Origin of the sequence: Amycolatopsis sp. cmx-4-54, from assembly GCF_046548895.1 — a bacterium.
Classification (GTDB): Bacteria; Actinomycetota; Actinomycetes; order Mycobacteriales; family Pseudonocardiaceae; genus Amycolatopsis.
This window is the reverse complement of record NZ_JAEBEJ010000003.1, coordinates 110,551-129,468: the sequence shown is the minus strand read 5'-3', so window position 1 is coordinate 129,468 and position 18,918 is coordinate 110,551. Positions and strand designations below refer to the sequence as shown.

Annotated in this window: 17 protein-coding genes; 6 read left to right on the top strand and 11 right to left on the bottom strand. The window is 70.0% G+C overall.

Annotated features, from left to right (window positions below):
- Positions 1-111: 111 nt before the first annotated feature.
- The 7 genes from ACLJQ7_RS10805 to ACLJQ7_RS10775 all read right to left on the bottom strand — a co-directional run bounded on the left by ACLJQ7_RS10805 (position 112) and on the right by ACLJQ7_RS10775 (position 5,476).
- On the bottom strand, positions 112-537 hold the full coding sequence (locus ACLJQ7_RS10805; protein ID WP_410648033.1) for a hypothetical protein: 426 nt from the start codon (positions 535-537) through the stop codon (positions 112-114).
- Complete coding sequence (locus tag ACLJQ7_RS10800) at positions 491-697, bottom strand: hypothetical protein (protein WP_410648032.1); 207 nt, start codon at positions 695-697, stop codon at positions 491-493. The genes ACLJQ7_RS10805 and ACLJQ7_RS10800 overlap by 47 nt, the downstream gene beginning before the upstream one ends.
- Positions 698-883: 186 nt before the next feature.
- Complete coding sequence (locus tag ACLJQ7_RS10795; protein ID WP_410648031.1) at positions 884-1,759, bottom strand: DNA cytosine methyltransferase; 876 nt, start codon at positions 1,757-1,759, stop codon at positions 884-886.
- Entirely contained in the window at positions 1,752-1,904 is a 153-nt protein-coding gene (locus tag ACLJQ7_RS10790) for a hypothetical protein (protein ID WP_410648030.1), read from the bottom strand. The genes ACLJQ7_RS10795 and ACLJQ7_RS10790 overlap by 8 nt, the downstream gene beginning before the upstream one ends.
- Positions 1,901-3,007 carry a TRM11 family SAM-dependent methyltransferase gene (locus ACLJQ7_RS10785; RefSeq protein ID WP_410648029.1) on the bottom strand — a complete coding sequence of 369 codons (1,107 nt, stop codon included), beginning with the start codon at positions 3,005-3,007 and terminating at the stop codon, positions 1,901-1,903. The genes ACLJQ7_RS10790 and ACLJQ7_RS10785 overlap by 4 nt, the downstream gene beginning before the upstream one ends.
- A 68-nt stretch (positions 3,008-3,075) precedes the next feature.
- Complete coding sequence (locus ACLJQ7_RS10780) at positions 3,076-4,152, bottom strand: hypothetical protein (RefSeq protein ID WP_410648028.1); 1,077 nt, start codon at positions 4,150-4,152, stop codon at positions 3,076-3,078.
- A gap of 571 nt (positions 4,153-4,723) precedes the next feature.
- Entirely contained in the window at positions 4,724-5,476 is a 753-nt protein-coding gene (locus ACLJQ7_RS10775; protein ID WP_410648027.1) for a hypothetical protein, read from the bottom strand.
- Between the two features lie 388 nt (positions 5,477-5,864).
- On the opposite strand from ACLJQ7_RS10775, the gene ACLJQ7_RS10770 reads away from it, so the two are divergent.
- From ACLJQ7_RS10770 to ACLJQ7_RS10755, 4 genes are all read left to right on the top strand, one after another.
- Complete coding sequence (locus ACLJQ7_RS10770; protein ID WP_410648026.1) at positions 5,865-6,185, top strand: pilin; 321 nt, start codon at positions 5,865-5,867, stop codon at positions 6,183-6,185.
- Positions 6,186-6,662: 477 nt separating this feature from the next.
- The gene (locus ACLJQ7_RS10765; protein ID WP_410648025.1) at positions 6,663-8,576 is read left to right on the top strand and encodes a hypothetical protein; all 1,914 of its coding nucleotides are present in this window, start codon (positions 6,663-6,665) and stop codon (positions 8,574-8,576) included.
- 13 nt (positions 8,577-8,589) lie between these two features.
- Complete coding sequence (locus tag ACLJQ7_RS10760; RefSeq protein WP_410648024.1) at positions 8,590-9,900, top strand: PrgI family protein; 1,311 nt, start codon at positions 8,590-8,592, stop codon at positions 9,898-9,900.
- Positions 9,901-9,907: 7 nt separating this feature from the next.
- Complete coding sequence (locus tag ACLJQ7_RS10755) at positions 9,908-11,755, top strand: VirB4 family type IV secretion system protein (RefSeq protein WP_410648023.1); 1,848 nt, start codon at positions 9,908-9,910, stop codon at positions 11,753-11,755.
- 44 nt (positions 11,756-11,799) lie between these two features.
- Here the strand turns inward: ACLJQ7_RS10755 and ACLJQ7_RS10750 are convergent, their stop codons facing one another.
- The 4 genes from ACLJQ7_RS10750 to ACLJQ7_RS10735 all read right to left on the bottom strand — a co-directional run bounded on the left by ACLJQ7_RS10750 (position 11,800) and on the right by ACLJQ7_RS10735 (position 15,855).
- Positions 11,800-12,588 (bottom strand): HEAT repeat domain-containing protein, encoded by a 789-nt coding sequence (locus ACLJQ7_RS10750; protein WP_410648022.1) that lies wholly within the window; start codon positions 12,586-12,588, stop codon positions 11,800-11,802.
- Between the two features lie 96 nt (positions 12,589-12,684).
- Entirely contained in the window at positions 12,685-14,154 is a 1,470-nt protein-coding gene (locus ACLJQ7_RS10745) for a hypothetical protein (RefSeq protein WP_410648021.1), read from the bottom strand.
- 290 nt (positions 14,155-14,444) lie between these two features.
- The gene (locus tag ACLJQ7_RS10740) at positions 14,445-14,756 is read right to left on the bottom strand and encodes a helix-turn-helix domain-containing protein (protein ID WP_410648020.1); all 312 of its coding nucleotides are present in this window, start codon (positions 14,754-14,756) and stop codon (positions 14,445-14,447) included.
- 4 nt (positions 14,757-14,760) lie between these two features.
- Positions 14,761-15,855, bottom strand: coding sequence for a tyrosine-type recombinase/integrase (locus ACLJQ7_RS10735; protein ID WP_410648019.1), 1,095 nt, complete (start codon positions 15,853-15,855; stop codon positions 14,761-14,763).
- A 103-nt stretch (positions 15,856-15,958) separates the two neighbouring features.
- On the opposite strand from ACLJQ7_RS10735, the gene ACLJQ7_RS10730 reads away from it, so the two are divergent.
- Positions 15,959-16,180: a hypothetical protein gene (locus ACLJQ7_RS10730; protein WP_410648018.1), complete on the top strand. Its 222-nt coding sequence runs from the start codon at positions 15,959-15,961 to the stop codon at positions 16,178-16,180.
- Between the two features lie 66 nt (positions 16,181-16,246).
- Entirely contained in the window at positions 16,247-18,814 is a 2,568-nt protein-coding gene (locus ACLJQ7_RS10725; protein WP_410648017.1) for a type IV secretory system conjugative DNA transfer family protein, read from the top strand.
- Positions 18,815-18,918: the final 104 nt, after the last annotated feature.

Sequence of the window (18,918 nt, the reverse complement as noted above, 5' to 3'; positions counted from 1 at the left end):
CCGCTGGAAGACGGGGTGCCTCGCGGACCTGTTCAGCGGGTCGTGGTGCGTGCTGGTGCCGGGCGGGCCGGGCGCGCACGGCCCGAGGAAGGGGTGGTGGCGGCCAGAGCCTTACTCGTGCCCTGCTCGCACCGAACCGAATTTGGTGGTGCGGCGCTCGCGCGGGTGGTGTGGCGGCGCGGCCCAGTGGCACCTGGCCGGGATGTGGGCGAGTGCGGCCAGGTCGTCCAACAGGTGACGTAGAGCCCGCGCGGCCTGCTGGGGCATCACCCCGTTGCCCAGAGCGCGAAGTTGCGCGGTGCGGGGCAGGTCGAGGTGTGTGGCGGTGACCCAGCCTGGGGGCAGGCCCATGAGCCATTCGACGAACGGCGGTGCGAGAACGGGGCGTCCGTGCCGTCCGGGCTGGATCGGGTACGGGGCGAGGCGGCCGGTGATGAGTTCCCATCGGTGAACGGCGGCGGCGTACTCGCCCCAGTTCACCGGCCTGGGTTCACCGGGTGCTGTGCGGCGGGCGCGCGGTGCGCGAGTGGTCGTCACGGTCCTTCACCTCCTTCCGCGCTCGGGGTTTCGGAGCGGGCGTGGTGACGGCGATGACGACAGAGGGCAGCATCAGATCGCCCTTCGAGCCGCGCTGCGCGGGACAGCCTTTGGTTCCGTCGGTCGCGCGCGGGGTCGGCAGAAGTCGTGGAGTGTCCATGAGGGCTAGGCCTCCTTGTCATGGCGTCGCGGAGACGTCGGTGGGCGCACCGCCGTGCGCGGCCGGGAGTCGGTGGCAGGGCCCCACGCACCGGGGGAAAGGCAGCTATCGATCTCTGTGCTGTGGGCCGCGGCGCACCGCGTTCCGTCCGTCGATGGCGTCGTCGTGCTCAGGGCGCGGGCGCGGTCAGGAAGAGACGGCCCGCCGTCGTGGGTGTCGTGGGTGCAGTTCTTTACGTCCGAGGCGGTCGGGGTCGGCAGCAGCCGCACCGAGTCGGTCAGCGTCACGCACCCTGCCGGGATCGGGCGGCTCGGTTTCCGCACGGTCTGGATCGCCGACGACCGCGAGTCCGCCGCCGTCAGGGTCGGCAGGAGTTGCGCTGGCTTGACGACCGAGTCGACCGCGTCGTTGAGGTTGACCTGATGCCCGCCCGCGCGCCGCCGTGCCGGATCGACCGGACCGCGGGGTTCGCCGTCGCGGGCCTGCGGGGTCGGCATCATCCGCATCCCGTCCCGGGGCGGGGACGGCACACAGGAACACACGTTCGCGGCGGTGGGCGGCGCCGATGTCGCTGGCTCGTACGCAACGCCAGACCGCGTCATACCCCGCTTCGGCCAGCCCCGCGAGTACACGGTCGAGGCCGCCGTTTTTCCAGCGGAGGGCGGCGACGTTCTCCACGACGACGAGGCTCGGTCGTAGTACGCGAATGGCGTCCAGGATGGTGTGCCACAGTCCACTGCGAGCGCCTTTCTCGATACCCGCGCGCCGACCAGCGGCGGAAATGTCCTGACAGGGAAACCCCGCCGTGAGCACCTCGACCGGTGTCACGGAGGCGAAGTCGACCGCGCGCAGATCGCCCAGGTTCGGCACGCCGGGCAGGCGGGCGGCGAGGATCGCGGCCGCGTGCGGGTCCTTCTCGCAGTACCAGGCGATGCGCCCGCCGAGCACGGCCGCGACGCCGAGGTCGAGCCCGGCCACGCCGGTGCACAGCGACCCGATCACCGGACCCTCGGTCGCGACGAACCGCAGCGGATCCACAACGTCGGAGTGGTGCTCAGGCATGCTGTGCCTCCCGCTCCACGGGTCGCCGGTCCGAGTCGTCCCTCGGCGGCGGGCAGCGGTGCCGGGTGGCGGCGCGGCGGGCTGTGGCGGGATGCCGGAACTGCTCGTCCCAGCCGCAGTCCCGGCAGTGCACCCGCGTGCTCACGACGCCCACCGCCCACGACTCACAGCCCCGTCGCTCGTAGCGGTGAGACCATCGCCCGACGACGCCGGGAGCGCGGTGCTGGACACGAGCGGTTTGGCCAGGACGATGACGTCCTCGTGCGCGATCAGATGCAAGGGCAGGCCCTGCTCGCGCTGTTTGCGGATGAAGTCGCGCTGGAAGAATGAGCCGCGGGCGACCAGCTCGCGGTCGGCGACGCGGGCCAGCAGGGCGACGCAGCGTTCGACCGGGACCAGCCCGGCGGCGTGGCCGCAGGCGATGATCTGCGACGGGAGGTCGATCAGTTCCGAATGCTCACGCCAGGGGCGCACGGTGATCGCGATGTGCCCGCCGGGACGCAGCACGGCCGCGCAGCCGGTGAGGATGCGGGTGAAGCCGGCCAGCAGCCGGTGGTGGCCGACGTTGGCCAGGTTCCCTCGATCCAGTGCGGAGCCATAGCGGTGGTGGTACTTGTGCACCTTCCCGTCCTGCGAGCCCGTGCCGCTGGTGACGACCTGTCCGTGGGTGGACGGCCCGTAGGGCGGGGAGGTGATCACGAGCGCGACCTGCCCCCGGTATTTCTCGGGCAGCAGGGACGGCAGCTGCCGGGCGTCGCCGTGCACGATCTCGGCGTCGTGGTCGTGCCCGCGTTCCCGGGCGAGGTCGAGGTTCGCCTGGGCGACGCTGACCCAGTGCGGTTCGTACTCGACGCCGACCGCGCGGCGCCGGGCGTCGATCGCCTCCACGAGCGTGGTGCCGGATCCGGCCATAGGGTCGAAGACGAGGTCGCCGGGGCGGGTGTAGGCGCGGATGGCGTGCGCCGCGACGGCCGGGAGCATCTTCGCCGGGTGCGCGGTCGACTCGGGTACGTAGCGGCCTTTGCGCTGGGTGGCCGGGGAGGTCTGCGCGGTCGCCCACACCGACAACGGCAACTGGCCGGCGTCGGTCACGCCGGTCGCGAGGGTCGGCCCGGCTGGGTCGTGTCCGGTTGTGGTGCCGGTCTGTGCGGGGCTGGTGTCGAGGGCGTCGATGAGCGTGCGGGAGATCGGCACGGTCGGGTCGTCGCTGCCGGGGGTGGTCGATGTCGCGGGGTGCTGGTGGGACATGAGGGCGCTGCCTTTCGCAGGTGCGGGAATGGCCGGAGTAGGCCAGGCCGGGTGTGGCGGGGGCGGGGTCACTGGCCACCTCCGGCACCGGGCGCGGCGGTCGCCGGGCCGGTCCCGGAAGGCGGTGCACTGGGGTCGGCCGGTTGCGCGAACGCGAGGACATCGCCATGTGCGCGCAGGTGCGGCGCGGGCAGTCCGCGCACCGTCGCGCGATGCCGGGCGCGGTCGTACTCGGCGGCCACCGCCGCGCTCGGCGCGGCCCGCAGGCGCCCCTTCTCCACGGGGGTGTGCAGCACGACGATGTGCTGCAGGTAGAGCAGATCCGCGTGCTGGGCAGCGGCCACGATCGCGCCGGTCGGGTCGGCCAGCCGCCCCCGCATCCAGTCACTGTGCGTGTACACCGCGAGGATGCCGCCCTGGCGCAGACGGGTCGACGCCAGGAGCGCGAGCCGGTCCAGCGGCACCGACTCGGTGGCATGGGCGGGCAGGGACACGATCACGAGATCCGCTCGCGCGCTGTGCTCGGACACCGGCCCTTCCGTGCCGGCGGGGGCGGCGGTGTGCGCCGGGACTGACGGTGTTCCGGCCAGCGCCGCGGACGGGTCGCTCACGTCGGTGACGAGGTCGGGCCAGAACGGTCGCGACGACGCGACGGAGCCGCCGTCGCCGCTGTGGAAGGTGACGGTGTCGACAGTGCGGTCGAGCACGCGCACCGCTTCTCGCGCGGCCGCCACCAAGGTCTCGCCGGTCGTCGCCGAACCGCCCGCACCGGAGCGCTGGACCGTGGTCGGTGCGGGGTCGAGGTCGACCAGGACGACGTGCGCACCGGGGCCGGTGAACGACGCCGTGATGGACTCCACGATCGGCACCGGCCACACCGCGTGCGTGTCGATCGGGTCCGGCCCGCACGTCCACACCGTCGCCGGAGTCGGCGCCGCCGACGAGGACGCCGGACGCCGGCGCGACGGGGCCGGCGTGCCCTCGGGACGCGAGGTGCCGCCGGTCCCGCCCGCGCCTGCCGAGGTGCTGTGAACGCGGGCGCCGGGGTAGGGAGCGAGGTCGCCACCGCGCCCGGTGCGCGGCGGGCGGTCCAGGTGTGTCCGGCGACCGGCGCTGTTGTCCGGCGACTGTGCGCGCTGGGTCATGAGAAGCCTCCTGAAGCGAGTGCCGCCGGTCCGAGGCCGGCGACGGGATGCCGTCACCGGCTAACTCCGGAAAAAAGGCCATTTGGAGACACCTGATCCCGAAAAAATTCAAAAATTTCCACCCCCAGAACGACCAACGCTTCCACGCCCTGGTCAGAACAACAAAGAGCGCCGCGCGGCGGCCCGCAATTACCGGCTCCCGTTGCCACCCGGGGATCCGATTCGCAATGGAATATTTCTCGCAGCATTTTTCCGCGGACGCCGCAGGGCCTGGGCTCTCACGATCAGCCGTTGAGGCGCCACGATCGCTTACCGCGAGCTTCGAGGCGTATCACCGCAGCTCAAGACGAGAATATGGGGCGCCTCAAGCGTTGCGCTCAGGCCTCGCGGGCATGCTCGACCGACCGACCGACCGCACGCAACGCACCCGTCACTGCCCTTGAGGCGCCCTTTGAGGCGCTTGTGAAGCGGTTGCGAGGCGCTTTTGAGGCGCTTTTGAGGCGGCACGCCTGGCTTTCTGGTGACTGCACTGATCCAGCGCATATCAGGAGTTGCCGCCATGGATTTCCCGCTATCGGAAACCGGTCCCGACCCAGACTTTTTCGCTCTTCGCCGCAACGATGAATACGCCCACGACGGCGGGGTGTTCGACGCCGCTATCGCGACCTTCGGCTGGCTGGTGACCGGCCCGTATCCCGTGTGCGTGGACGGTGCGGCGATCCCCGGGCTGCCGCCGCGCCCGGTACCGCTGGACGAGCTCGGCACGCTGCTGCTGCGCCCGGACTGCGCCCAGGCGACCCGGGACGCGGCGTGGGCCTATCTGATCGCCCGGGCGCGCGCGGAGGGCGGCACCTGGACGATGGCGTGCGTCGGGCTGGCGATGCCGGTGCTGCTGCCAGTCGCCGCACAACTGACCAACCGGTTCCGCGGGGACAAACACGACATTCATTCCGCCGTCCTGACCGGATTCCTCGCCGGGCTCGGCGAGGTCGCGCTGGACCGGCAGGCGATCCTCGTGCGGCTGCGATGGGCGGCCTACCGCGCCGGTTACGCCGCGCTGCGCGAGGCCCTCGGCGCTCCGCGCCCAGTGGACGAGGAAGAAGGCGACGCGCCCCCCACGGTCGAGGACGCCGGCTTCCGTTCCGCACCGCCGCCCCGCGCGAGCGGACACCACGACCTCGTGCTCGTGGCCGCTGTCCGAGCGGGCGTCATCACCGCCGACGAGGCCGCGCTGATCTCGGCGACACACTTCGGAGAACTGGCCTTGGCGGAGGCGGCGCAGGCGCGCGGGGAGCGGTACAAGACGACCCAGAAGGCCCGTCACCGTGCCGAGCAGCGCCTGGCCCGCTTCCTCACCGAACCGGCCGACGGCACCTCCAGCGCCGCACCGACCGCCAGCCGGCGCGACCGCCCCGGCACACCCCGCCACCCCGCCTTACGCCTATCACACACCCACCCCCTGCGGCTACGCAGCGTGACACGTCTGAGCCCGGAACTGGCGAAGAAGCTCGTGCACCCGGCGCCTTCACACGACCCGGAATCCGGAGTCAAAGCACGCGGGACCCGATCGACGGCGCACCCGCGCCACCATCAGCCGCCCGGCCCCGACCGCCGCACGGCGCGCACTCAGGAGGCCCCTCATGCGACTGACACCATCGCACCGCCACCGCCCGCACCCAGCTCCCGCGCGACGGGGACACCATCGCCGTGTCGTGCTGACCGGGTGCCTGGTCGCCGCCGCGATGCTGCTGCCGGTCTCGGCCGCGCGGGCGGACACGATCCACTACGTCGCGCTCGCGGCAACTGTCGATCAAGTCCTCAACAACATCCGCAACTGGATCATGGGGATCCTGGCCGGGGTCGCGGTCGTGTTCATCACCATCGGCGGCCTGCGCTACCTGCTGGCCTCGGGCGACCCCGGCGAGATCGAGAAGGCCAAGGGCGCGTTCAAAGCCGCCGGCATCGGCTTCGGACTCGCCGCGCTCGCCCCGCTCGTGGTCGAGATCCTCAAGGGCATCGTGGGCGGGGTGTGAGCGATGACCACAACACGCCACACACCTGCCTCCCGTCCACGCGACCCAGCCCGGCGCCGCCCGACGACGCCGACGGCGCGCGCCGCCCGAACGTCCGAGTCCGCTCCTCTCCATCACCGCACGGACGCCGAGCCAGGACGCGGCGACAGGCTCATGGTCGGCCCGCCGACAGGCTCGGCTTCGCGCTGTCGCGGAGGCGGCCGCTGGCTGCCTCAGCGGCGGTGGGCTCGCCTCCTCGCGGTGCTGGTGGCGCTGCTGGTGACTGTCACCGGAATCGCGCTGAACGCATCAGCAGCACCCATCGCTACGCCCGTATCCGTGGCTGCGGCGGTGCCGCTGGCGCCCGCGCAACCACCCGTGCTGCCGCTTCCGCCCAACCCCAGCTGCATACCAGGTTCGGCCGAGCCCGGCTGCCTGCTACCAACGCCGTCGACCCAACGTCCCTCGCCGCCCACAGGACCACCGAGTACGCCGCTGGTGCCCGGTCCGTCGGCGCCGACGGTGTCGTGTTTCCCCGGCTCGGTGCTGCCCGAGTGCGGCAATCTCCCCACCCAGCCACCCACGAGCCAGCCCTGTGACGGCCCGAACTGCATCCCCCAGCCGGCACCACGGGATCCCGCCAACGAGGAGAGCGAGTGCGGGTTCACCGACCCGGTCGCGTGTGTCACCGAGGCCATCGACACCTTCTTCCGCGGCCTGGTGATCGGCGCGCTGAACCCGCTACTCGATCTGCTGGGCAAGACGGTGCTGTCCACACCGCACCCTGACCTGCTGCCCGGCATCGGGCAGGCGTGGAACGAGTCCTGGCACCTGATGCTCGCCTTCTACGGCAGCATCGTCGTGGTCGCGGGCCTGCTCCTGATGGCCTACGAGACCCTGCAGACCCGCTACACGATCAAGGAGATCGCGCCCCGGATCGCGGCCGGGTTCCTCGCCGGGACGCTGTCACTTTTTCTGGCGACCCAGGGCATCGAGATCTCCAACGCCGTGAGCGCGGCGCTGATGACCGGCGCGGTCAACCCGGACACCGCCGCGAAGGCGATGACCGACATGATTCTCGGCTCGCTCAACGGCGGTGCGGGCTGGCTGCTGTTCATCGGGCTCGCGCTCGCGGTGATGCTCGTCGTGCTACTGCTGACGTTCATCGTGCGGGTCCTCGCGACGATGCTGTTGATCGCGGCCGCGCCGTTCGTGCTGATGTGGCACGCCCTCCCGCACACCGAGGGCGTCGCGCACACGTGGTGGAAGGCCTACGGACTGCTGCTGCTCATCCCCGTCGGACAAGCCTTAGCGCTGAGCATGGCGTTGCGGGTGTTCTTCACCCCGGGCGGGTTCACCGTGTTCGGACCGACGCTGAACGGGCTGACCAACCTGCTGTTCTGTGTCGCGCTGATGTGGATCTTGGTGAAGATCCCGTTCTGGTGCCTGCAACCCCTGCGCGGCAGCGGCGGCCGCTCGATGCTCGGGTCGCTGGTGCGCGGCGCGATCGCATACAAGACCATGGGCCTGCTCGGCGGCGCCACCTCTCTCTTCGGCGGCAAGGGCCGCAGGCACGGCCGGCAACCTCGTGATCGGGTTCCGGCGGATCCCCCGTCCACACGCTCGGGCCAGTACCTGCTGCCATTGCGGGTGCGGCGCGTGGCGAAGCCGTTCCGCACACCGCGCCGAGGCTTAGACGAAGATCCCCGGCCCAGCCTGCCCGCCGACCGCACCCCGGGACCCGGCCAGACGTCGCTGTTCACCGTGCGCCGCACCAGCGATGTCGTGGCCGCCAGCCCGAATCCGCGAGCGATGCCGCTCAAGGATCTGCCCAACGCGCTCCCGTCCGACCAGCTCGGGTTGCCGATCACCGTGCGCCACAACCCCTCCCGGGCGCCGCGCCGCACCCTGGCCGACGACCTCGCCGCCAGGCACCCCGAGCAGCCGCCGGTAGCGCAGCCCGGGCTGTTGCTCCCGGACGGACAGGTCAACCGCCGGGCCCGACCACCTGCACACCCGCGCGGCGCGCTGATCGCGCCGAGCACCGGGATGCTGCCGATCCACCTGCCTCCGCAGACCCCGCAACGGCCGCGGCGCACACTCGCCGACGACCTGGCCGATCCCGCCCGTACCAACCGGGCACCGCAGACCGGGCAAGCGCTGATCTCCAAGTCCGGGGACATCACCAAGACCGCCCGCGCGCACCGCCGCCCCGTCCGCGACGCCTACACCGGCAACCGGCCACTCACCTCAGGCCAGTACCCGCTCCCCCTCGGAGTCCGGCGCCAGCCCAAGCCGACACCGCCCCCTGCCAGTGGTGCAAGCGCTTCCCCGCCGCCGAAGCGGCGCGCCGGTACGCAACTGCGCCTTCCCTTGGACCTGCCCGCCCGGCGGGCACCGAAGACGAAGTGAGGACCGACTCGCCATGACTTCTCCCGTACGTGTGCCCGCCGACGTCGACCGCCCCGACCGGGTGCTCGGCCCCTTGACCGCCCGGCAGCTCGCGATTCTCGCCGTCGCCGGACTGGGGCTGTACGGCCTGTACTCGACGACGCGGGCGTTCGTGCCGCTGCCCGTGTTCCTCCTCGTCGCCGTCCCGATCGGGATCACGGTCACCGTGCTGGCTCTCGGGCAGCGCGATGGCCTGCCCCTGGACAAGCTCGCGCTCGCCGCGATCCGCCAGCACCTGTCGCCGCGGCACCGGGTCGCCGCTCCCGACGGCGTCCGCGCGGCACCGGCCTGGCTGACCGCACAGCGCAACGACACCCGCACGGGAGGTCGCCGGGGACGGCGCCCGGTGACCTCGGCGGCTGCCGAGGCGGTGTCCCCGTCACCGCTGGAGCTGCCCGCTCATGGCGTGGCCGAGACCGGCGCGCACGCCGGGGTCGTGGACCTCGGCGCCGACGGGCTCGCGGTCATCACCGTGTGCGGCACGGTCAACTTCTCGCTGCGGACACCCGGTGAGCAGGAGGCGCTCGTCGCGTCTTTCGCCCGCTACCTGCACTCCCTGACCGCGCCGGTACAGATCCTCATCCGCGCCGAACGGCTCGACCTCGCCCCGCAGATCGCCGAACTCCGGGCACACGCCGGCGGGCTTCCGCACCCTGCCCTGGAGGCCGCCGCCCGCGATCACGCGGACTACCTCACCGAGCTCACCGCGCACGCGGACCTGCTGCGCCGCCAGGTGCTGTTAGTCCTGCGAGAGCCGGTACGCACCGGCCCGACCCCCGCCGTCGCCGCCGCGTCGAGCATGGTGCCGTGGCGACACCACCGCCGCGACGACAAACAGCCGATGGATGACGGGGCGCGGCAGGCGGCCGAGCAACGCCTGCTGCGGCGTCTTGGCGAGGCCATCGAACTGCTCACCCCGGCCGGGATAGTCGCCACCCCGCTCGACGCCGCCGCCGCGACCGGCGTGCTGGCCGCGGCCTGCAATCCCGACACCTTTCTCCCACCATCCGCTGGCCTGGCCGGCGCGGACGAGGTCATCACAGCCACCACCACCTTCACCGACCTCTACGGCTCCGCTGTCGCCGACAACGACGCCGACGTCGCAACGGCCTCTCAGTCCCCCCGGCCAGCGGGTGCATCCGCCGCCGCAGCGACATCGCCCGCCCACGCCCGTCACAAGCCGCAACGACGCGGGCTGTCGCGTTCCAGCCGCTCGCAGGAGTCGGGCCCGTGGCTGTCCGAAGACGAGGACTGGGACTACGACGACGAGATCGAAAGCAGGTAGAGACCCCATGGCACGCACCAGAAACCACGGCTCGGCCACTCGGCCCGGGTCAGCGGGAGCGTTCACCCCGGACGCGCTCTCGGTGTCCGCCCGGCACCTCGAGGTCGGCAACGAATTCGTCGCGAGCTTCGGGGTCACGGGTTATCCGCGGGAGGTCTACCCCGGCTGGCTCGCCCCTTTGCTGACCTACCCCGCTCGGCTGGACGTATCGGTCCATGTTCAGCCGGTCGACCCTGTGACGGCGGCCAGCGGCCTGCGCAAGCAACGAGCCAAACTGGAATCTAGCAGGCGGCACAACGCGCGGCATGAACGGCTCGACGACCCGGACCTCGACGCCGCCGCCGAAGACGCCGCCGACCTCTCGCGCAGCGTCGCGCGCGGCGACGGGAAACTCTTCAAATTCGGGCTCTACCTCACCGTGCACGCCCCGGACGAAGCCTCGCTCGCCGAGGAGGTCTCGGCGCTGCGGTCGCTGTGCGCATCGTTGCTGCTGGACGCGAAACCCGCCACCTACCGGGCGCTGCAAGGCTGGGTGAGCACCCTGCCACTCGGACTCGACCAGCTCGGTCTGACGAGGACGTTCGATACCGCCGCGGTCAGCGCCGCGTATCCGTTCACCTCGCCGGACCTGCCCCCGACCGACCCCGCGACCTCGGTCCCGTCCGGTGTGCTCTACGGCTACAACGTCGGCTCCTCGGGGCTGGTGCACTGGGATCGGTTCGCGTGCGACAACTACAACATGGTCGTGCTGGGCCGCTCCGGCGCGGGCAAGTCCTATCTCGTCAAGCTCGAGACCCTGCGCAGCCTCTACCGCACCCTCGGCGACCACCAGAACAGGCAGGCAGGGGACGGGGTACAGGCGTTCGTCGTCGACCCCGAGGACGAGTACGCGCGGCTGGCCTCCCAGGTCGGCGGCACCTACGTCCACCTCGGCGCGGGCGGGGTCCGGCTGAACCCGTTCGACCTGCCCGTGCACGTCGGCGCGAACGGACGCCGCACCGCGCCACAGGACGCCCTCAAGCGGCGCAGCTTGTTCCTGCACACCGTCTTGGCCGTGCTCTTCGGCACGGAGAGAACACCCGCCGAACGAGCCGTGCTCGACACCGCGATCACCGCCACCTACGCCAGCGCGGGCATCACTGGCGACGCCCGCACCTGGACCCGCCCGGCGCCGCTGCTGCGCGACCTGCGCGACACCCTCGACGACTCCGGCGACACGGTGGCCGCCGACCTCGCCGCCCGGCTGCACCCGTTCGTCGACGGTAGCTTCGGCGACCTCTTCGACGGGCCCACCACCGCCACCCCGGACGGGCACCTCGTCGTGTTCTCCCTGCGGGACCTGCCCGACGAGCTGCGCGCGATCGGCACCCTGCTCGTGCTCGACGCGGTCTGGCGGCGGGTCTCCAACCCCGCGCACCGGCGGCCACGGCTGGTCGTGGTCGACGAGGCGTGGCTACTCATGCAACAGCCTGAAGGCGCACGCTTCCTGTTCCGCATGGCCAAGGCCGCCCGTAAGCACTGGTGCGGGCTCACCGTGGCCACCCAGGACACCGCCGACGTGCTCAGCAGCGACCTGGGCAAAGCCATCGTGTCCAACGCGGCCACCCAAGTACTGCTGCGCCAGGCACCCCAGGCCATCGACGAGATCGCCGACGCCTTCGACCTCTCCGCCGGAGAGCGGCAGTTCTTGCTGTCGGCCGACCGCGGCCAGGGCCTGCTGTCCTCGGGCACGCAGCGGGTGGCGTTCCAATCGCTGGCCTCGCCCACGGAGAACTTCCTGGTCACCACAGACCCGAAGTTCCTGGCAACTTTGCCCGAATCGGAGAACAACTCCGGGTGGGTGACGCTGGAATGACGGTAACAGGTCCCGGAGTTCCGGCAACTCCAGCGCTGTGTGTCTCATGTGGACTGCACATTGCCGGCGGGAGAGTCGGGCGCAATCGCGAGATCGCGTTCGTCGATCCATTCGATGGCGGCGACGATGTGCTCCCCAAGCTGCGCTTGTCGTGCCTGGTTGACCGCGCGGTTGCGGGCGTGCGCGACGACATGCGGCCACGGTTGCGTGAAGTCGAGCATGGTGTCGTCGGTGGGCAGCTCGACCCAATACGTCTGGCCGTCCGGCTCGACGCGCCAGAGTTGGAAGTAGAGCGTCACCTGGCCGTGGTTCGCGAGATCGTCGAGGACGTCGATGATCCGAGTCGATGGCCACGCCGGCCAAGCGTCGACGATCGTCTCTTGAAGACTGGCAGTCAGCCACGGAACGACGGGGTTCCTGGCCCCGAGATCAGTCAACGCGCGTCGCAAACCGACTGGTTCGGACCAGTCCGGGCGATCATGTCGGGCGAGGCTGGCTTGATAGGAACGTCGCAGAGCGGGTATCGCGTCGTGGACCTGTCGACGGCCGAGCGCACCGGCCGCCCATTCGCGAACGGTGTCGTGCTCACTGTCCAGAAGCGTGATCAGGGGTTCGTCAGCGCGCTGGTCGTCGAGTTCTTCGACAATCTCGATGGCGCACAGCTGCCCGTATCGGGTCAGGGTCGGCAGGGCTCGCAGGAGCGGGGCGACGACATCGCTCGTGTGGCCCCGGTGGGTCAGCTCCGCCTGCGCGTCCATGGCCGCGTCGGCGGTGTCCGCGTCGAGCTGGCGGACCAGCCGTTCGATGTCGCCGTTCTCGCTGCTGCTGCTCACGTTCCTGCGCTTTCGGTTGCCTGCTGCCTCGGTGCCCGGCCTGCCGCGCGGACAGGTTCCCGTCAGAGTGTCCGTCTTGTGCCGCCGCGAGGACATCTATTTTCGGTAATCAGCTCGCGCTGTGCCCCGGTCGTCCGCGACGAATTTCGCGTACTCCGCGACGCCAGGATGGTCGACGGTCTCGATGTAACGGTAGGCACCAGCGGCGGTGAGGCCGAACAGGTCGCAGATCAACCGGACATCACCACGGGTGGCGTGGGCTTCGTCGAGGATCCGGTCTTGCCGGATGTGTTGCGGGTTCATACCGAGTCGTGTGCGAACCCAGCATGCGGTCGCGGCGCCGGTGTGCGTGGCGGTGCGGTAGTGAATGAACAGGTGCGGGTTGGCGGTGCCCGGCCAATGATCGTTGCGATAGTCCAGGTAGGCCCGCAGACGTTCCCGAGCTGGCCGGGCGAGCGGGATCACGCGATCGCCGAGGTGAAGCCGTCCGTCACGGACATCGGTCAACAACAGCGCGCAGATCTGCCCCGACGTCAGCGCGTGAAAGGCGACCAAGGCGGCGACGGCCGCTGTCGCCAGGTCTTCGGAATCAAGTGCGGTGCGCAAGAACGGCAAGTCGATCGCCGGTGGCGCGGCTTTGCTCAGACGTGGGCCGCGGATGTGCGCCGTGGGGTTGCAGAAGGTCAATTTCCGCCCCTTGAGCACGGCGAAGACCGAGCGCAACCCTTGCAGGGTGGTCGATCGGGCGCTACCGCTAACGGGCAGCACGGCCAGTACGTCGGCTCGGCTGATCTCCCGCAACGATTCGTGGGTCTGCGCCCAGCCACGCAAGGTCGGAAGCACGAACGACAACTGGCTGCGCGCGGTCTTGGGCGAGCGGGGATGTCGCCGAGGAGCCCTTGTACTGCCGTGGCGGATCACGTCCCACCAGATGCGGAGCTCGTCGCGCATTGGCTCGGGCAATGTATCGATGCTGCGCTCGAACCACATGTCCACCGTGGGAGTCCGGTCATCCTCGACCATCCCGATGCGCTCCAGGACGTCACGCACCGGCCGGGTCGAGATGCCGATCTCGGTCAGCTGGTTGATGGCGGTGACCTGAACGGGAGCACCTGCGGTGTCTTGTATGCCAAGGACGATGCGGATTCCGTAGCGGGCTTGTTCGAGCACGCCTGTGCTCCAGCCATGACCAGATGCGTGGTCAGCGATGACCTGTTCCAGCGCGGCCCACACGGCCGGGTCTGGCGGCGGGAACCCGTGACGTCGTCCTGCGTCGAGCTCCCGGAGTGCGTCGAACAAGGCAAGATGCCGGTAGCTGACGGGCAGACTGAGGCAGGTCGCTGCCGGTGCCGCCTGCGTGCAGCTTGGACGTTGGCTGGCCAGGCCCTGCGGGGCGAACGTCTCCCGTCGGAGGAACATGTCACCGAGGAACAGTTGCTGTCCTTTGCGATTGGCTCCGATGTAGTCCAGCGGTCGGTGCCGTTGCTGCAGCGCCGAAGCCTGCCGCCAGCACAGACGGCACACCCGATCATGGTTGCGTGCCACGTAGCGGCGGCCGCAGACCACGCAAGGTCCTCGGCCAGAGTACTTGGCCCGCCATCCCTGGCAGCCCAGACAGACGCCCTCTCTGCTGCCATAGAACACGCCCCACGCGAAACAGTCCACACAGGTTCGCCCACGCCGGGGACCGTACTGGTGGCAGTCGCCGCACAACCCAGCGGAGTAGTAGTCGAGAGAGCCGCACCGTCGGCACGGAGGCGGAACGAACGGCCCGCCAGGGCGGCAGTCGAAGCAGTACTTGGAATTGTAGGTGGCGACCGGCCTGCCCTGGCAGACCGGGCATATCCGCGGCGGCGTCACCCCGGCGGAACCGATCGGTGCCGCCCCAGCCGGGGAACGACCGGAGCCACGGTGCCGGTCTCGGCCTCGCGCGGCCGACGCGCGGCTACCTTCTCCGGCTCGCACAGCAGCAACTCCGCCGGAGTGCAGTCCAGGACCGCGCAGATGACGTCCAGGTCGTCGAGCCGAACTGTGGTCGGATTGCCGATCCACAGCGCAGACATCTTTCCCGCGCTGATTTCCAACCCCGCGTCGGCGAGCCGGCGACGCATCTCGGTCGATTTCCAGATCCCCGCCTCCGCGGCCTTCATTCGCATGTTCCAGCGCATCAGCTCATCCCTCCCGTCCCAGCCGTGCGGTCACCCGCTGGTTCGCCTTCGACCACGCGTGCTCGACATGGTCGGCGTGCACATGGATGTACCGGGTCGTTGTGGAAAGCCATTCGTGCCCCAAAATCTCTTGTATAGCCTTGAGATCCATACCTCGCGCGTACAACGACGAAGCGCAGTAGTGCCGCAGTGTGTGCGGGCTCAGACGCCCAACCCAGTTCGGCAGCCAGAGTTTGGTCGCCGACGTCAGCCCGTCACGCAGCGCTTGGTCGCACACTCGCTTGCAGTGCCCGGTGTGTGGGTCGTTACGTTCACTGGGCAGCAACGGTGCATCCGGGTCCTGCCAGTCGTCACCGAACTGATGACGCACATCAACCAGCCACCAGTCCAGCAACTCGGCCACCGAGTTGATCGCCGGAACCAGCCGTGTCTTCGGGCCCCGTCCGCGGCTGCCTTTGCCGAATCGGATGTGCAGCTTGCCGTAGTCTCCCAGGTCGCGGCGCCAGTCCCGCATGTCGAGCATGTAGGTCTCCTGGATCCGCAGGCCCGCCCTGCGCCACAACGAGGCAGCCAGGTAGTCCCGTGCCCCGGTCAGGAATTTGCGGGTGTGCTCAAGGGAGTCACGCCACGCGGTGAACAGCGCCTCGACCTCGTCGTCCGCCGGGGGCACGTTCGCCACCCCGTAGTCGGCTTTGGACGGCCGGTTGAACTCGTCGATCGGCTGGTCGACCACGACGCCGGTCAACGCATGGATGTCACCCTGATACCGCGCGATCAGGAAGTCGAAGAAGCTGGCCAGTCCCCACGCCTTGTGCTGCACCGTCAACCGCGCCAGAAGTTTCTCTCTCCGCTGGAAAGCGAGAAACCGATCTGCATCGCCCGGCTGCGCCGTCCACACAGGACGCCCGAGAAACTCGATGAACTCGAAGATCACCGATCGATCCTGATTCACACTGCTGTCACCCACGCCAGCACCGACCGACGCCAAGAGGTACTGGTCAACGAGCTCTTGCTCGAAGTCCTCGATCTCCTTCGACGTGCTCAACGTCCGCGGCACACCCAGCGACCGCACCTCCGCCAGCACCACGACCACCTCCACCCGCCCACCTCGTCCCCGAAGTTGACTGGAGGCGATCATGCGTCATGAACACCGGCATCCTCTCGGAAATCTCGACAACATGTCGGACCTACAACCTTATCGAGTGAACGACATCCCACCTGACCTGCAGCGTCCACACAGGACGGAAGTTCACAACAAACATCGGGAAGATCCGATAACTGACCCCGCCGAACTCGCCACGTTCGCCGACCAAGACCCCGATGCCACCAACAACGGCCTCGCCGACGCCTACATCGACCTCGGCCCCGCCGACGCGGCCGTCGACACCGGCGACGCGGGACCGGTCGACGTCAGCCCCGAGTAGTTCCGGCCTCGTGCCGCACTCGACTTTGCCCTCTTCTCACACGAGTTTCCGGAAGGAAGTTCCGTCATGCCCGTGCAAACCTCTGCACTCCAGGTGCCCCAGACCTGGGTGAGTGACTATCTGCGGGACCCGGGCGGTGCCACCGGTCGCCTGCTCGCCGCCGCGGGCGACTGGGCGCTGACCTGGGGACCGGTCGTCGTCCTAGTTCTGGTCCTCGTCGTGATGGGCGCGGTGGTTGCGCGGCGCTGGTGGCTCACCCGCCGCCACACCGCGCTGCTGGCTGACGCTCGGCGGATCACCGTGCTCGCCCCGCCGACCGTCGATCCCGCCGGCGGGGCCGCGGTCTGGTCCAACCTCGTGGGCCTGCTCCGCCCCGCCTGGCGGCGGCTCTGGACGGGGCAACCTCATCTGGCGATGGAGTACGTGTTCGGCGAGCACGGTGTCACCGTCCAATTCTGGGTCCCCGGCGTCATCCCCCCCTCACTGGTGGAACGGACGATCGAGGCCGCCTGGCCCGGCTCCCACACGCGCACCAGCCCCGCCACCTCCCCCTTTCCCGCTGTGGCGGCCGGGCGCCGGCGGATCACCGTCGGCGGCCAGTTGCGCCTCGCCCGCCCCGAGGCCCTCCCGATCCGCACCGGGTTCGACGCAGATCCGATCCGCGGGCTGCTCGGCGCGCCGGTCGGGCTTGGCCGCGACGAACGGGCCTGCGTGCAAATCCTCGCCCGCCCGGTCACCGGCCGCCGCGTCGCCCACGCCCGCCGCGCCGCCCGCCGGGTGCACCACGGCTCCTCTGGGCGCCTCGGGGGCCGGATCCTCGACGCGATCACCCCCGGCGTGAACGCCACCCGTACTCGCCGGACCTCGGACTCGCGCAGGATCAGCCAGGATCCGCAGCTGTCGCTGGAATATTCGACACAGAACAAAGCGATCGTTGGGAAACAACGAGGCTCCCAGTACGAGACGGTGATCCGGTACGCCGTGGCCACCGACCTTCCCGCCGACACGGCCGACGACCTCGTCCGCCAGGCCCGCGACACCGCCCGCGGGCGAGCGCACGCCCTCGCGGCCGCGTTCGCCGCCTACACCGACCACAACCACTACACCCGCACCCGCCTGCGCCACCCTGGCCACGCGCTCGCCGACCGGCGCCTCGATCGCGGTGACCTGCTGTCGGTTCCTGAGCTGGCGGCGCTGGCGCACATACCGACCGACGCCGCAATCCCCGGCGTCGAACGCGCCGGAGCCAAAGCCGTCGCCCCACCACCCGGCATCCCCATCCCAAGCCCTGGGGTGATGCCCCTAGGCCAGTCCGACACCGGGCATGCCCGCCCGGTCGGCCTGCGGCTCGCCGACGCCCGCTACCACCTGCACCTCATCGGACCGACCGGCTCCGGGAAATCCACTCTGCTCGGCCAGATCATCCTCGACGACGTCGACGCACACCGTGGTGTCGTGCTGATCGACCCGAAAGGCGACCTGGTCACCGACATCCTCAACCGGCTCCCCCGCAGTGCTGCCGACCGGGTGGTGCTGTTCGACGCCGACTCCCGGCACCGACCACCCGTCCTCAACCCCTTAGAGGGCGGGGAAACTGACCGCGAGGTCGACAACCTCGTCTCCGTCTTCCGCCGCGTGTACTCGGCGTTCTGGGGGCCACGCACCGACGACCTCATGCGCGCCGCCTGCCTCACCCTGCGCGCCCAAGAAGCCGTACCAACCCTCGCCGACCTCCCGAAACTGCTCACCAGCGAAGCCTTCCGCTCCCGCATCACCACCGGGCTGACCGACCCGGTTCTGCGCGGATTCTGGGAGTGGTACGACGAACTCACCGACAGCTCTCGCTCCCAGGTGATCTCGCCGCTGATGAACAAGCTGCGCGCGTTCCTGCTGCGGCCCTTCGTGAAAGAGGCCATCGCCGGAGGACGCTCCACAGTGGACATGTCACAGGTGCTCAACGAGGGCGGCATCTGCCTCGTGCGCATCCCCAAAGGCTCCCTCGGGGAAGAAACCACACGGCTGGTCGGGTCGCTGGTCGTGGCACGAACCTGGCAGGCCACCACCGCCCGCGCCCGCGTCCCGCAGCGCCTGCGCCCCGACGCGCACACCGTGATCGACGAATGCCACAACTTCCTGCATCTCCCCTACCCCATGGAAGACATGCTCGCCGAAGCACGAGCGTTCCGGAACGGATTCATCCTCGCCCACCAGCACCTCGGCCAGCTATCGAGGGAACTGAAAGAAGGCCTCTCCACCAACGCCCGCAACAAAATCATCTACTCCTCCTCCCCCGAAGACGCCCGCGAACTCGCCCGCCACACCACACCCCGCCTCTCCGAACACGACCTCTCCCACCTCGGCGTCTACCACGCCGCCGCACGCCTGGTCGTACACGGCGAGGAAACCGAACCCTTCACCATGACCACCACACCCCTGCCCGACCCGATCCCCGGGCGGGCCCGCGAAATCCGGGCCGCGCTTCGCGCCCAGCGCCGCGCACACACCACCACTACCGGCGACAGCGGCACGACACCCAGCGCCACAACCCCAGCGGCCACCATCGCGACACAGCCCAGACATCGGCTTCCGCCGCCCCGCCCACCCAGGACCGACCCACGCCGCACCCGGCCCTAGACACCCACGCAACACAAACTTTCCCACGCATTACAAGGAAACAGCCACTCGCATCCAGTCCTCGGCCGACGCCTGCACCGGTCTGTCCACAGCACTTGTCCACA

Bases quoted from the DNA above. Each gene is read 5' to 3' on its own strand.
- ACLJQ7_RS10800 (WP_410648032.1), bottom strand. From the start codon at position 697: ATGGACACTCCACGACTTCTGCCGACCCCGCGCGCGACCGACGGAACC.
- ACLJQ7_RS10795 (WP_410648031.1), bottom strand. From the start codon at position 1,759: ATGCCTGAGCACCACTCCGACGTTGTGGATCCGCTGCGGTTCGTCGCG.
- ACLJQ7_RS10785 (WP_410648029.1), bottom strand. From the start codon at position 3,007: ATGTCCCACCAGCACCCCGCGACATCGACCACCCCCGGCAGCGACGAC.
- ACLJQ7_RS10780 (WP_410648028.1), bottom strand. From the start codon at position 4,152: ATGACCCAGCGCGCACAGTCGCCGGACAACAGCGCCGGTCGCCGGACA.
- ACLJQ7_RS10760 (WP_410648024.1), top strand. From the start codon at position 8,590: ATGACTTCTCCCGTACGTGTGCCCGCCGACGTCGACCGCCCCGACCGG.
- ACLJQ7_RS10755 (WP_410648023.1), top strand. From the start codon at position 9,908: ATGGCACGCACCAGAAACCACGGCTCGGCCACTCGGCCCGGGTCAGCG.
- ACLJQ7_RS10740 (WP_410648020.1), bottom strand. From the start codon at position 14,756: ATGCGCTGGAACATGCGAATGAAGGCCGCGGAGGCGGGGATCTGGAAA.
- ACLJQ7_RS10725 (WP_410648017.1), top strand. From the start codon at position 16,247: ATGCCCGTGCAAACCTCTGCACTCCAGGTGCCCCAGACCTGGGTGAGT.